This is a genomic window from Paenibacillus sp. 79R4 (assembly GCF_013393165.1).
GTDB lineage: Bacteria > Bacillota > Bacilli > Paenibacillales > Paenibacillaceae > Fontibacillus.
Window position 1 is genome coordinate 139,751 of record NZ_QJOT01000009.1, and the last position, 12,902, is coordinate 152,652.

Genomic DNA, 12,902 nt, shown 5'->3' on the forward strand with positions numbered 1-12,902 from the left:
CATGCAATGATTATATTTTTGCTTGGAGGAATCAGGATGGAGGAGAAAATTACAGAGATCATTGTTCACTTGTCTCATTCACATCAGCAGATGGCAAGAGTGATGGATGCTGAGCGGCAGGTTGTTGTTCGTATGGCACAAATCGTCCATGCCATTCCTGACGCCGAACCCGGATTTGAAGGAGTGCCCGGTTTGATCGAGAATACGGGCCGGATCAACAAAAGCGTAATTTCTTATTTAAATGCTATTGCTGATCTTCAGGAGGCTATGGCTGAGAATTTGGGCTTCGTCTTAAAAGAGCTGAGAAGCCAGGATGAAGAGTAAGCTTGAAAGCGGGGAGGATGCTATGAGCAGAGAACAGGCTTATTTGCATATTTTAGATGCAGCCTCCAAAGTCCAGTGGAATGTCGCTATGATCCTGGAGGCTAAGGCGCTTGAAGCTGAGAAGGTGCGCAACTGGGTTTTGCATCATGTCCATCATGCCAGCTTCGAAGAGGATGAGAAGCGGCTATCCGAGCCGCTTGACATTCATGAACAGGTTGTAGAGATGGTGGAGGGACTTACTAAGCTGCAGAACGGGTTATGCAGTAATTTAAAGACAGTACTTACCTCAGCAGAAGAGGAAGGGGATAAGGAAGGAAGCCTTGACGGTTTGTTTGGCGGTGGCTTCGATTTGGAGGATACGGACAAATGATGATCGATCTTCATGCTAGAGAGAAGGCCAAAATAAGCGTTATCGAATCCATTGCCAGGAGCCAAATGGCATTGGCGCGCATTCTGGATAGCATGGCAGATGTGACTCATTCCGAAGGAACGGCCCGCCATCTGGTGGAAAATGTGAAGATATTGATGGAATATCAGCAGGCCATAGCTCGTACGATATGCGGAGTAACACTGCATCACGTCAATTATGGAACTCCTTCATCGCCCTGGATCACGAACACTTGTTATGCAGCAAAGGACGCCACCCGAGGAGAACAGGAGGAAGATAAAATATGTTAAAAGCGAAGGTACGCGCAAGACGCCGATCTAAATCGAAAAAGCCTAGACGGGCTAATACTGCCAGGCGCAAATTGGCGCTCAAACGCGGACGCAAACTGAACGGCCGAGGTCTGCGCAGGCGTCGATCAAAACGTAGAGGAAGATCCCGTCGCACGCGTTATTTGAATCGCCGTCGATCAAGCAACTTAGCGCCCGATCCTGTAGTTGTTACGGTCCCGGAGGAAGTGCCGGATGAATCGAGTTATCAGAATTCTTATGACGAGGCCTATCAGGAGGGCTTCGATTCCGGGTTCTCCCAAGGGTTTGAGGATGGGCATAAGGTAGGTTATAAGGAACAGGTATAGGACACTGATCTATTAATCTATAAATTTCATAGAGTGCAGCTGTAAGCCCTTATTCGGCCACAAGGCCGGGTAGGGGCTTTGTCTATTACCTAGAAGGCATTCGCCAATTTATGCCGACGCGGGGTAGTCGTCCATGATGCACGTGTACCCCTAGCATATATTTATACAGACCTAGGAAATCCATTCACAGATAGGATGAATACCTTGAAGAATGCGAACAAGAGTACTCCCAGCATGGTCTACCAAGCCGGATACCTAGAGGGATACCGTTATGGTGGGTGCCAGGCAATTCTGGAGAGAATCCCGCCGCAAATATTTGGTAAAAAAAACATCAGGGTTCTGTACATCCCTCAAGGATTCGATGCTATTGATCAAGGGGTAAGCGAGGCGCTTCAGCAGTTGGCGTCAGAGTGTATTATTGCCACTCCGGATAAGATGCTTGAAACGGCGATACGCAGCCGACCGGATGTGGTGCTTGTTATGAACGGGCTGCATGTTTTTCCTGCCGATCATCCGGATCATATCAGCAAGATTCGTCAGCTGGGAATCAAGACCGCGGTGTGGTTCGCGGATGATCCTTACTTTACCGATGATACGGTGGAGTTATCCGCGGCCTATGATGTAGTGTTCACTCATGAGCAGGACTGTATTTCCTTCTACAAGGAGGTCGGATGCTCACAGGTTTATTATTTACCTCTGGCAATATCTCCGGCGATGTTCGCACCGATCAGGACGACGAGAGAGCAGCAATTCGATATTTGCTTTATAGGCAGCGCCTTCTGGAATCGAGTCGAATTGTTCGATCAACTGGCACCGTTCTTGCTGGATAAGAGGGTGATCATCGCGGGGGGACATTGGGATCGGCTGAAGCATTACGATCAATTGTCACGCTTTATCCGCAGCGGCTGGGTTCCTGTTCCGGAGACGGTTGCTTATTACAATGGTTCCAGAATCGTGATTAACCTTCATCGTCCGACGACAGCGGGTTCGGATAACCGCAACGGCAAAGGGATATCCGGGAGCTCAATCAATCCGCGAACTTATGAGATTTCAGCCTGTGGAACATTGCAGATTACCGATGTGCGCAGCGACCTGCTTCGGCATTACCGTCCGGGGTACGATATTGAGACCTTTCATGGCGCCTCTGATCTGCGATCCAAAATTGACTATTATCTTCAACATGAGGAAGAACGTCGAGCCATTGCCTGGCGTTCCCTATGGACGACCCGGCAATACCATACATTTGCCCATCGGGTCAATGAATTGTTAGAGATCGTTAGCTAAATTTCCATTGAAGAAGGAGTGACAGTTTGTGCTACAACCAGAGATGCATTTCACTCGTCCGTTTCCAGGGAAGCCTTCGGACAACAACGGACGCAAAGGATGGGAAGATGGGCTCAGAGATGGGTATGCTGAAGGATACTTGCGAGGGCATGCGAAGGTCATTGTGGAGAGAAACAGACCCTCCTTTCCGATTCGGCAGATCAAGGTTCTGTATGTAACCTCCGGCAAAGGCTTCCCGTATATGCCGATGGATGAAGCGGTCGTTGAGACCTTGAAGACGCTAACCGAAAATGTAATTACAGTCGAAAACAAACAGCCGATCCAGGAGCTGGCGGCAATGCATCGCCCTGATCTGGTGCTTGTGCTTGACGGTATGGATCTGCCGGTGGAGCAGATCGACGGGGTTCGGGCGTTAGGAATTAGAACAGCGATCTGGTTGACGGATGATCCTTATTATACCGATATGTCGACGAAGATCGCACCCCATTATGATTATGTCTTTACATTGGAGCGGAACTGCGTTGATATTTACCGTGCCCTTGGATGTCCCAATGTCTATTATTTACCGTTCGCCGCGTATGTAGGTCATTATCGCCCGACATTAACCCGCTCTGCAATTCGCCGACAGATCAGCTTCATCGGCTCTGCCTACTGGAATCGCATAGAGTTTCTGCGCCCGATCATCGGTGGTCTGATGGAGCAGGGATTAATGATTAACGGAATCTGGTGGGATCGACTACCGGAATACAGTCAATATCCTGATCGGATTGAGATTGGCAAATGGATGGGGCCCGTGGAGACATCGGAGGTTTATAGCGGTACTAAAATCGTGATTAATATGCATCGTTCAGCGTTTGATGAGACGGTAAACAACAATACAGCCAGGGTCGAAGCACTTTCACTTAACCCTCGCACCTTTGAGATTTCTGCATGCGGAACGCTGCAGCTTGTAGACATTCGTGAGGACCTTGCCTCCTTCTACAAGCCAGGTGTGGAAATTGAGACATTCTCAAGCTCCGATGAGCTGATGGATAAAGTGAATTATTACCTGTCCCATGAGAAGGAACGACAGCAGATTGCATTGAGGGCTCTGGAAAGAACATTTAGTAATCATACGTATAGCCACCGGTTGAATGAACTGCTTGGCTATATTTTCGGATAAAATGATGCAATCTTGCCATATGGCAGTGTATATCGGCTATCACCTTCCAGCGCAGGAAGGATAGAGGGATTTGGGGGAAGTTGATGATGTCAGATAAAAAAAAGCTGATGCTCTTCTCACATGTGTGTAACTCACGGAACATTACAGGGGCAGAAAAGCTGCTGCTCTTTCTGGCTCGAAATTTCTCTCCTTATTTCGACTGCACGATTGTTATGCCGCGGGAGGGGAGACTGACCCAACTGGCTGCAGAAGCGGGAGTTCGCACAGTAATCCGCGAGCTTCCGCTAATGTATGGGATATTTACTCCCTATGAAGGGCTGATCCAGGATATTAAGACTTATATCCAGACTCCTGGCTGCAGGGAGGCGATTGCCCTGCTCCAGGATGAACGGCCTGATTATGTCTTCGTGAATACATGCGTAAATGTAATGCCGGCTATTGCAGCCAAGTCGTTAGGTATTCCTGTAATTTGGCATATTACCGAGGTCATCACGGACACCGCTTATATCCACCATGCTATCCATACCATTGATCGGTATAGCGATTTGATTATTTGTATCTCCAATTCGGCCATGGCTCCCTTTCTTGGTTATCAAATTGAGCATAAGCTGGCGCTGCTCTACCCCTCGTGGAATGATGACGAGCTGAACTCGTCTGAATGGCAGAACTGGAGACGTAAGAAGCGCATGAAATGGGGGATATCAGCCAATGAGACACTGATCGGTTATATCTCTTCATTCTTGACTCCGGAGAAGGGAGCTGACCATTTCATCCGCGCAGCAACGCTGATCGGAGCAGCGCATCCTGAGACGAGATTCGTCATCATCGGCGGAGAGTTCGACAAAGAGTTTACCCGTAAGCTTAGACGCCTGGTCACTCACTCTGGAATAAAACACCGGTTTCTCTTTGTAGATCATGAGCAGAACATTGAGGCAGCCTATTGTGCTATGGATATCGTCGTTATTCCCGGATTAGTGAGAGAGGGATTCGGGTTGACGGCGCTGGAAGCGATGGCCTTCAGCAAGCCGGTTGTGGCTTATGCCTCGGGCGGGCTGGAAGAGATTCTGACATCTGTTGGAAGTGGCTACTATCTGGCTCCTCCCGGGGATGTGGAGGAATTAGCCTACAAGGCAAGGGAGCTGCTCAAGACGCCGGATCTGGCGGAGCAAGTCGGCAGAGCCAATCAGCATGGGGCGATTACCCACTTTGGAAAGGGGGCCTACGGCGAGCGAGTGCAGGAGATGATCCGCCGGATACAAGGGCTGAGTGGAAGCCAGGTTCCTCTTCCGCCTTCCTCTGAGCCTCCCCAGGCAGCGCCTCAAAGTTTCGTTGAACCAGGGGGGCTGCCAGTAAAATCTAAGGCGAGACGGACGCAAGGGAAGAGCGGTTATCGGCGCCGTTTGGCATCCGCCAGACGAAGAAAGAGGAAAGCCGGGGTGAAATCACGATCCAGACGTAGAACAACCAAAAGATTATCACAACGGTTAACTCGGCGAAGGTCTTCCCGTCGGCATAGGGGCGTCAGAAAGTCCAGATAATCAAGGTGTTTGTACCCTAATAAAAGTTGCCCCTAAGCTATTTACGAAGGAGTTGAGAATGTGAGGATCATGACGATTTTAGGTACGCGTCCGGAAATTATCAGATTAAGTCTAATTATTCCGTTACTGGATCGATATGCAGATAAGCACATTCTAGTGCATACGGGACAGAACTTTACCAAGAGCCTAAGCGGAATCTTCTTCCAACAATTGCGATTAAGACAACCGGATTATGTCCTTCAGGATCGGCAAGCAACGCTCGGTGAGCAATTGGCCGCCATGTTCTCACAGATCGAAGAAATTCTGGATACGGAGAAGCCGGACCGGGTGCTGGTGCTGGGAGATACGAACAGTGCACTGTGCGCGATATTAGTCGAACGAATGGGTTACCCGGTCATTCATATGGAGGCGGGGAACAGATGCTTTGATCTGGAGGTGCCGGAAGAGAAAAACCGAAAAGTGATTGATGCTATTTCCTCGATTAATATGCCGTATACGGAACAGAGCAAGCAGCACTTGATCGCCGAGGGAATTCCCGGATACCGGATTGTCACGACCGGAAATCCGATTTGTGAAGTCATAGAGCATTACAAAGAGGACATTTCCGCGAGCCATATTCTGGAGCGGTTGTCGCTGAAGTCACGGGAATATTTTCTGGTTACAACCCACCGTGCCGAGAATGTGGATCATCCCGAGAATCTTCAGGAAATTATGAATGGGCTCAATCTGGTAGCCGAGAAGTTCGGGCATCGTTTGATTTGCAGTCTTCATCCGAGGACCAAATCGCGAATGACGAATGAGCTTAAGCTCAAGCTGAACCCGCTAATCGAGTTCCATGAGCCATTTGGCTTCTTCGACTTTGTCATGCTGGAACGTCACGCATTATGCGCCCTCACTGACAGTGGCACAGTGCAGGAAGAGTGCTGCATCATGCATGTGCCAACCGTGACATTGCGAAGATCTACAGAGCGCCCGGAGACTGTGGATTGCGGCAGCAACATCGTGTCGGGTCTCCATGCCGAGAGGATATCTGCAGCTGTTCGGTTGATGACGGGGATGGATCGGAATTGGGAGTGTCCTAAGGAATATATGGCGGAACAGGTTGCAGAGAGAGTAGTCAAATTTATGTTTGGAGGGAAATGGCATGTTTGAGAATAAGCGTATATTGGTGACTGGGGGCACCGGTTCATGGGGATATGAATTGATCACCCAATTACTGCCTCAGCAGCCTAAAGAGGTCATTATATATTCGCGGAACGAATCAACCCAGGTAGCGATGAACCGTAAATTTGAGGATCCGAGGCTGAGCTTCTGCATCGGGGATGTCCGCGATAAAGAGGCACTTAAGGCAGCATGCCAAGGTGTGGACTATGTGTTCCATCTGGCCGCGCTCAAGCATGTTCCCGTGTGTGAAGACCAGCCTTATGAAGCGCTCAAGACAAATGTGATCGGTACGCAAAATGTGATCGAAGCTGCAATAGATAACGGGGTCAGCAAGGTCATTTATATATCCACCGATAAAGCAGCGAATCCATCCAATTTCTATGGAATGACCAAGGCGATTGGAGAAAAGCTGATTGTTTACGCTAATTTGCTGCATAGCAAGACCCGTTTTGTAACTGTAAGAGGCGGCAATGTATTGGGAACAAACGGAAGTGTGGTCCATCTGTTCAAAGATCAAATCCAGAAGAAGAAACAAGTCTTTATTACGGACTTTAATATGACCCGCTTCTTTCTGACGCTTCGCGATGCGATAACTCTCTTGTTCAAGGCTTCTGTGGAGAGCATAGGCGGAGAGATCTTTGTTATGACGATGCCGACCTGCCGGATCGTAGATCTAGCCGAGGTGCTCATTGAAGATTCAGGAATTTCTGGAGTAGGACTCGTGGAGAGTGGAATACGCCCCGGTGAGAAAATCCATGAGATATTGATGAGCGATTTCGAGAGCATAAATACCGTTGTGTATGATGATCAATACCTGGTTATTCTGCCGACCATCAATATGCCGGAATTAAAGGAGCATTATAAGGACTGCAAGTCAGTATCCTTCAACAGCTTCAGTTCGGATCAGAACTTGATGACCAAGGATGAGATCAAGGATATATTGAAGCGTGGAGGTTTTCTCTCATGAAGCTGCTCGTTCTGGGCGGCCAGGGCATGGCCGGACATCTCATTATTGAATATTTCCGGCGACAAGGGAGACATACCGTATTTTATACGACTCGGGATAAATCGGATGAAGGCGGTCTGCTGCTTGATGTAACAGACTGCCTTAAGGTGGAGAAACTGCTGGAGGCTGTCCGTCCCCAAGTTATTATTAACGCGGTAGGGGTTCTGAATCAGTTCGCAGAAAATGACAAAATAAATGCTTACCATATCAATGGTTTTCTCCCGCATCGCTTGCAGCGGATGGCTGACAGCCTGGGCGCAAGATTGATTCATATTAGTTCGGACTGCGTATTCCTCGGTTCACGAGGGGGATACCGGGAAGATGATGAGCCGGACGGAACCAGTGTCTATGCTTTAACGAAGGCTCTGGGTGAAGTGCGTTCGCCAGGTCATGTCACTATCCGTACTTCTATTATCGGTCCCGAAATTCGAAGCTCTGGAATTGGCTTGATGCATTGGTTCATGCAGAGGAAGGGAACCGTTCAGGGATATGTTAATGTGCTATGGAATGGTGTAACAACTCTGGAGTTGGCCAAAGCGATCGATTCTTTATTGGACTCTTCCGTATCAGGTCTGGTGCATCTGGCTTACCCGGAGAAGATTAGTAAATACGAGCTGCTCCTCCTCATGCAGGAAATCTGGAATATAACTGAAGTAAAGATTATACCAAGCGATACTCCGGTATTGGATCGAAGCATCATTTCTACCCGCACAGATTGGAAATATGAGGTTCCCCATTATCGCGAGATGCTGAAGGAGATGGAAATATGGATGAGACAGAAGTCCTCCGAGGCCGAGTAATCCTCATTACCGGCGCTTCTGGCTTTACCGGCAGACATGCTTGCGAATATTTCTCTGAGCTTGGGATGCAAGTTGCAGCAATTGTACGCGATATGGATCAAGTTGCCAAGGTGGATGCTATTCAGTATTATTCCTGTGATTTATTGGATCAGCCTCGTATAAGCGGCCTTATAAATAGAATTGCTCCCGACTATATTCTCCATCTTGGAGGGAAGAATTCGGTCTTCGAGTCATGGCATAAGCCCATAGTCTATATCCAGTCGAATTTAATGCCTACGCTATACCTGCTTGATGCGATGCGTGCTAAACCGGACTGCATCATGCTGGTCGTTGGCTCAAGAGTATCCGCAGATTTAACCATTCTTGACAAAGCGACCCATCCTTATGGCCTAAGCAAGAGTTTGCAAAAAGCGGTAGCCTTGTCCTGGAGAAAGTTATTTGATCAAAAAGTGATTTTGGCAGAGCCGTCAAATTTAATCGGTCCGGGAGTTTCCACAGGCTTCTGTACATTATTAGGCAGATATATAGTAGAGAGCGAATTGGGCAGACATCCGAGCCCTTTTCGCATCTCTTCTCGGGCTGACCGCCGCGATTTCCTGGATGTACGTGATGCCGTTCGCGCTTACGGGTATTTACTGGTGTCGGGGTCATTTGGCGAAGTCTATCCGGTGTGTTCCGGAACAGAACGGAGCTTGGAAGAGATTACAGATAAAATGCTGGAGGTTGCGGATCGGAGTGTCCCGCTGATATGGGGAGATAATCGGTCCTCGGAGGGATCCAGCCCCTCCGAGCGAGCAACATTGGTAGAAAGTCTCGGCTGGTATCCTAAGATCCCGCTTGCAAAGTCGCTTGGAGATGTTATTGAATATTTGCGCACTATGGAAGGGGAGATTCGATGAACCCTCTAGTTACGATTGTGATACCTTTCTATAATTGTTCCTATGTTAATCAGGCGATTGAGAGTGCCTTGCATCAAACTTACTCCAATATTGAGATTATTGTGGTAGACGACGGGTCAACCAGTCATCAGGAGCTGGTGGCCCCTTATATGCATCGGGTGCATTATTTGGGCAAAGCCAACGGGGGAACAGCAACCGCGCTTAACCATGGAATCCGCTATGCATCGGGCGATTATATTGCCTGGCTCAGCTCTGATGATCTGTTCACTCCTGATAAGATCAAAAAGCAGGTTCAGTTCATGATCAAGCATAAAGCCCTCATCTCACACACAAATTTCCATTATATCGACGATCTGGGGAGAATTACGCATGCTAATGTTGTTCCTAATAATATGTTCAACGATTTACAGGTGTTCTATCGTACCTTCCTGACTTCTAATCCAGTAAACGGCTGTACGGTCATGATACGCAGAGATGTATTTAGGCAGATTGGACTGTTTAATGAGTCACTTCGCTACACGCATGATTTGGACTTCTGGCAGCGTGTTGTTCTATCGGGAATTCGTTTCCCCTTCCTGAATGAGTCATTGACGATGTACCGCTGGCATGATGGGATGGGTACTCTTCGTTATACAGATGCTGTGCACATGGAATACAATCAAGTCCAAGGGCGGGCAAAAGCGGCTATCCAAAAGTTGATTCGCAGAAAAAAGGGTGCTAGATAGCACTCTTTTTTCTTTTATAAGTAAAATTCCTCCTAGCAAAATGCCTTTTTATTGTTTATGGAGAGTGTGTCCATACCAAATCGATCGCTCAGCATAGAATAGCATCAGAAAGGAGGGAAATCCCAATGTCAAATATTTTGCTAGATAGTCAGGTTTCTATGAACTCATCGGCAACGGGCTCGATTGCTGTACCACTAACTACAACACCAACAGTATTTGCAACCCTGGGTCTTGATGCTACTACCGCGGGACCTAACCTGGAGGTGCAATTCACATTTACAGCAACGGTTTCCATGCTGGTATCGCTTTTAATCACTCCGGTGGTGATTACGGTTGAACGTGTGGTCGGTGGTGTTCCTACTCCTATTTACAGTGTCACACAGGATATTCCGATCGTTACGGCTCTATCGAACTTCGTCATTACTGCTAACGGAGTAGACTACCTGCCACCTGCCGATTTTCTTGTCTATCAGGCTTCTATCAGTGTTCCAACTGGCCTGGGCATCGTCATCTTCCCGACACGTGTTGGTCCAGAGAGCATGATTGCTGCAGCATATTCCGATCTTCCAGTTTAAGAAGCAGAGATTAATAGGATATAAAACAAGGTTAGGCCTACAACAGGCGGGCGGTTCGCATTCACGGAATGCGGACCGCCTGATTTTATATAGGGATCTGCCTATAACTTGATAGATTTTCGGGCAGGGGTGCAAATGTCGTGACTTGCTGTCCCGTATTTCAATATATTGTACTATCCAGATTTTTTTTGGCAATCAATTAGCTCAGAACATACGATCTACAGGAGAGATTCGGCTGGGAACGGATCCTCGTCTGGGAAGGAGAGAATATGAAGATATTGCTGGCTACTTACTGGCTGATTCCTCATGTGGGCGGGGTATGGAAATATATGACCCAGCTCAAGGAATGGCTTGAAGCTAGAGGACATGAAGTGGATCTGTTAGGGAACAGTCCGGATTACTCCAAGTACCACGTGCTCAATCGCGGTTGGGAATTGCCAAAGGACCTCCTGCAGCCGTTGCTGAACGCCAAGCTGAATCCAGGGAGCGCACCGGCATTATTCGCGTCGCCCTTGATCGCGCATTATGAGATGGATCGTTATTATCTGGAGTTGGCCGCCGCTTATTTCGATCTTAACCAATATGACATTATCGATACGCAGGATATATTCGCAGCACGGGCGCTTAGCCGGGTGAAACCGCGCCATATTCCACTTGTTGCCCATGTACACGGGTCGGTGTCTGCCGAATTAAAACGATTTTTCCAGCTGAATCCCCAGGTCGGCGTTACGGAGAAGGACCCTGCCTGGAAGTATTTCGAATCGATTGAATTTTATGGGGCGCTGTCAGGGACACCTACTATTACAGCGAATCAATGGATGAAGAACTTGCTGGTGCATGAACTTGGTGTATCCAATCCGAATATTGAGGTCATCCAGTATGGAGTTGATGCCGGGGCCTTTTGGAATAAGATGAGCCAAGGTACAACCATCACGAAGCCCGCTGGTAAGAAGGTTATTATCTGCCCGGCCCGTCTCTCCTTTGTCAAAGGGGTGGATGTTCTAATATCTGCGCTTGGTATATTGAGAAGCTTACGTAACGATTGGGTATGCTGGATTGTTGGAGCCGGTGATAAAAGGGAGGAGCTTGAGCAGCAGGTGCGAGGTTTATCCCTTCAGAATGATTGCTTATTCTTCGGAGAACGGGAGGATGTGCCAGGGCTTTTAGCCCTTTCAGACATCTTTGTTCATTCCTGCATTCAGGACAATCAGCCTTTCTCTGTCATGGAGGCTCAGCTGGCAGGGGTTCCGGTATGCCTCTCCAACGCTTGCGGACTGCCTGAGATGGCTAAGCATGGCAGGACAGGACTCATTCATCCGGTCAAGGATCCGGTGGTTCTGTCAGAGCATCTGCAATTGTTGCTGCAGAATGAACCACTCCGTTTGAAGATAGCAAGGGAAGCGAAAAATTGGGCCAATTCACATTGGTCCATGGAAGTGATGATAAGCCGCTTACTCGGGGTTTACCACAAGGCTTTGAATCTGAATTACTAAGGGGAGGTTCATGATGAGCGATCGCTTTTTGGTCACCTCAGATTTATACAATCGAATATTCACCGTACAGGTTTCTCATCCGGAAGTAGAGGTGGATTATGTAACCTGGAACAGATTATTCACACTTCTTCCGCGCGAATATAAGCTTCCAGACCATGAGGTTCTATCTCTTCCTCTGAAGAGCAGCAGCTAAAAATAATAAGGATAAGGCCGATGGGCTGACTATTTTAGCGTGCCCATTGGCCTTATTTTGCGAATTATGATTCTAAGGTAATTCCGCTCAGGATTTGCGCCCATAACGAATTGTTGCCATTCCAGATTTCGCGGTCTGGAAGAGACAGAGAGCAAACCTTGCTCTGAGGACAATGATGATCAATGATCCCCTGAACAGGTGCATGGTTGACATGAAGCAAACGGAAATCACCAGCAACGATTCTGGAGAGTACGGAGGTCAGCGTTGGAATCTGCTGCAATGTACCACCGCTATGAACAAACAATATACGCTGGGATGTCGCTATTTTCTCGAGGAAGCGGTTTACTCTGCGATCGTATTTTGCTTTCACTTCAGAGTAAGCAAATAGCTGGGTCTCCGTATTGTTATGAGTGAAGAAGTCATGATTCAAATACAGTTGATAGAAGCTTTCCTCTACTAAAAAAAGCCGATCGCTCACTTTGGAGACGACCTTCAAATGACTGAGGTCCATGAATCCGGCGAATCGGTTCAATAGCAAGCGATTCAGATCGGATATTTGCGGAATGGCTAACCAATCCAGCGGTCCCGAATAGGGACGAAGCCCGTTTCTCTCCAGTTGAATGGCGGGAAGACAGTTATCGCCCAAGCTGAACACAGCTTGGTATTGTCCTTTTATTTCATGCAGCAGCATGTCAATGCCTCCTCTTGTATTTTCTA

At 48.1% G+C, this 12,902-nt stretch carries 16 protein-coding genes; 15 read left to right on the top strand and 1 reads right to left on the bottom strand.

Annotation, left to right across the window (positions count from 1 at the left end; all coding sequences use genetic code 11):
* Positions 1 to 36: 36 nt before the first annotated feature.
* From DMN77_RS14695 to DMN77_RS14765, 15 genes are all read left to right on the top strand, one after another.
* Positions 37 to 324, top strand: coding sequence for a nucleoside-diphosphate sugar epimerase (locus DMN77_RS14695; RefSeq protein ID WP_068777914.1), 288 nt, complete (start codon positions 37 to 39; stop codon positions 322 to 324).
* A gap of 22 nt (positions 325 to 346) precedes the next feature.
* A complete protein-coding gene (locus tag DMN77_RS14700) occupies positions 347 to 694 on the top strand; it encodes an alpha-helical endospore appendage domain-containing protein (protein WP_068777980.1) in 348 nt (115 codons plus the stop codon).
* On the top strand, positions 691 to 1,002 hold the full coding sequence (locus DMN77_RS14705; RefSeq protein ID WP_179015531.1) for a hypothetical protein: 312 nt from the start codon (positions 691 to 693) through the stop codon (positions 1,000 to 1,002). The genes DMN77_RS14700 and DMN77_RS14705 overlap by 4 nt, the downstream gene beginning before the upstream one ends.
* Positions 996 to 1,346 (top strand): hypothetical protein, encoded by a 351-nt coding sequence (locus DMN77_RS14710; protein ID WP_068777912.1) that lies wholly within the window; start codon positions 996 to 998, stop codon positions 1,344 to 1,346. Before DMN77_RS14705 ends, DMN77_RS14710 begins: the two co-directional genes overlap by 7 nt.
* A 195-nt stretch (positions 1,347 to 1,541) precedes the next feature.
* Positions 1,542 to 2,630, top strand: a complete 1,089-nt coding sequence (locus tag DMN77_RS14715; RefSeq protein WP_179015532.1) for a CgeB family protein — start codon at positions 1,542 to 1,544, stop codon at positions 2,628 to 2,630.
* Between the two features lie 43 nt (positions 2,631 to 2,673).
* Positions 2,674 to 3,792: a CgeB family protein gene (locus tag DMN77_RS14720; protein WP_068777979.1), complete on the top strand. Its 1,119-nt coding sequence runs from the start codon at positions 2,674 to 2,676 to the stop codon at positions 3,790 to 3,792.
* 83 nt (positions 3,793 to 3,875) lie between these two features.
* Entirely contained in the window at positions 3,876 to 5,330 is a 1,455-nt protein-coding gene (locus tag DMN77_RS14725; RefSeq protein WP_179015533.1) for a glycosyltransferase family 4 protein, read from the top strand.
* A gap of 60 nt (positions 5,331 to 5,390) precedes the next feature.
* Positions 5,391 to 6,482: a non-hydrolyzing UDP-N-acetylglucosamine 2-epimerase gene (gene wecB, locus DMN77_RS14730; RefSeq protein ID WP_179015534.1), complete on the top strand. Its 1,092-nt coding sequence runs from the start codon at positions 5,391 to 5,393 to the stop codon at positions 6,480 to 6,482.
* Positions 6,475 to 7,461, top strand: coding sequence for a polysaccharide biosynthesis protein (locus DMN77_RS14735; RefSeq protein WP_179015535.1), 987 nt, complete (start codon positions 6,475 to 6,477; stop codon positions 7,459 to 7,461). Before wecB ends, DMN77_RS14735 begins: the two co-directional genes overlap by 8 nt.
* The gene (locus DMN77_RS14740; protein ID WP_179015536.1) at positions 7,458 to 8,300 is read left to right on the top strand and encodes a dTDP-4-dehydrorhamnose reductase family protein; all 843 of its coding nucleotides are present in this window, start codon (positions 7,458 to 7,460) and stop codon (positions 8,298 to 8,300) included. Before DMN77_RS14735 ends, DMN77_RS14740 begins: the two co-directional genes overlap by 4 nt.
* Positions 8,267 to 9,199 (top strand): NAD-dependent epimerase/dehydratase family protein, encoded by a 933-nt coding sequence (locus tag DMN77_RS14745; RefSeq protein WP_179015537.1) that lies wholly within the window; start codon positions 8,267 to 8,269, stop codon positions 9,197 to 9,199. Before DMN77_RS14740 ends, DMN77_RS14745 begins: the two co-directional genes overlap by 34 nt.
* A complete protein-coding gene (locus DMN77_RS14750; RefSeq protein ID WP_068777905.1) occupies positions 9,196 to 9,924 on the top strand; it encodes a glycosyltransferase family 2 protein in 729 nt (242 codons plus the stop codon). The genes DMN77_RS14745 and DMN77_RS14750 overlap by 4 nt, the downstream gene beginning before the upstream one ends.
* A 125-nt stretch (positions 9,925 to 10,049) precedes the next feature.
* Positions 10,050 to 10,499 (top strand): hypothetical protein, encoded by a 450-nt coding sequence (locus tag DMN77_RS14755; protein WP_179015538.1) that lies wholly within the window; start codon positions 10,050 to 10,052, stop codon positions 10,497 to 10,499.
* 269 nt (positions 10,500 to 10,768) lie between these two features.
* Positions 10,769 to 11,992: a glycosyltransferase family 4 protein gene (locus tag DMN77_RS14760; protein WP_179015539.1), complete on the top strand. Its 1,224-nt coding sequence runs from the start codon at positions 10,769 to 10,771 to the stop codon at positions 11,990 to 11,992.
* A gap of 10 nt (positions 11,993 to 12,002) precedes the next feature.
* Positions 12,003 to 12,185 carry a hypothetical protein gene (locus DMN77_RS14765; RefSeq protein WP_256872410.1) on the top strand — a complete coding sequence of 61 codons (183 nt, stop codon included), beginning with the start codon at positions 12,003 to 12,005 and terminating at the stop codon, positions 12,183 to 12,185.
* A 64-nt stretch (positions 12,186 to 12,249) separates the two neighbouring features.
* Here DMN77_RS14765 and DMN77_RS14770 read toward each other — a convergent pair whose 3' ends face one another.
* Positions 12,250 to 12,876 (bottom strand): DUF1796 family putative cysteine peptidase, encoded by a 627-nt coding sequence (locus DMN77_RS14770; protein WP_179015540.1) that lies wholly within the window; start codon positions 12,874 to 12,876, stop codon positions 12,250 to 12,252.
* Positions 12,877 to 12,902 lie beyond the last annotated feature (26 nt).

Excerpts from the sequence above, each read along its gene's own strand:
- DMN77_RS14750 (WP_068777905.1), top strand. The coding sequence starts at position 9,196 with ATGAACCCTCTAGTTACGATTGTGATACCTTTCTATAATTGTTCCTAT.
- DMN77_RS14755 (WP_179015538.1), top strand. The coding sequence starts at position 10,050 with ATGTCAAATATTTTGCTAGATAGTCAGGTTTCTATGAACTCATCGGCA.
- DMN77_RS14770 (WP_179015540.1), bottom strand. The coding sequence starts at position 12,876 with ATGCTGCTGCATGAAATAAAAGGACAATACCAAGCTGTGTTCAGCTTG.
- DMN77_RS14720 (WP_068777979.1), top strand. The coding sequence starts at position 2,674 with ATGCATTTCACTCGTCCGTTTCCAGGGAAGCCTTCGGACAACAACGGA.
- DMN77_RS14715 (WP_179015532.1), top strand. The coding sequence starts at position 1,542 with ATGAATACCTTGAAGAATGCGAACAAGAGTACTCCCAGCATGGTCTAC.
- DMN77_RS14745 (WP_179015537.1), top strand. The coding sequence starts at position 8,267 with ATGGATGAGACAGAAGTCCTCCGAGGCCGAGTAATCCTCATTACCGGC.
- DMN77_RS14695 (WP_068777914.1), top strand. The coding sequence starts at position 37 with ATGGAGGAGAAAATTACAGAGATCATTGTTCACTTGTCTCATTCACAT.
- DMN77_RS14740 (WP_179015536.1), top strand. The coding sequence starts at position 7,458 with ATGAAGCTGCTCGTTCTGGGCGGCCAGGGCATGGCCGGACATCTCATT.
- DMN77_RS14725 (WP_179015533.1), top strand. The coding sequence starts at position 3,876 with ATGATGTCAGATAAAAAAAAGCTGATGCTCTTCTCACATGTGTGTAAC.
- DMN77_RS14710 (WP_068777912.1), top strand. The coding sequence starts at position 996 with ATGTTAAAAGCGAAGGTACGCGCAAGACGCCGATCTAAATCGAAAAAG.
- DMN77_RS14700 (WP_068777980.1), top strand. The coding sequence starts at position 347 with ATGAGCAGAGAACAGGCTTATTTGCATATTTTAGATGCAGCCTCCAAA.
- DMN77_RS14705 (WP_179015531.1), top strand. The coding sequence starts at position 691 with ATGATGATCGATCTTCATGCTAGAGAGAAGGCCAAAATAAGCGTTATC.
- DMN77_RS14765 (WP_256872410.1), top strand. The coding sequence starts at position 12,003 with ATGATGAGCGATCGCTTTTTGGTCACCTCAGATTTATACAATCGAATA.
- DMN77_RS14760 (WP_179015539.1), top strand. The coding sequence starts at position 10,769 with ATGAAGATATTGCTGGCTACTTACTGGCTGATTCCTCATGTGGGCGGG.
- DMN77_RS14735 (WP_179015535.1), top strand. The coding sequence starts at position 6,475 with ATGTTTGAGAATAAGCGTATATTGGTGACTGGGGGCACCGGTTCATGG.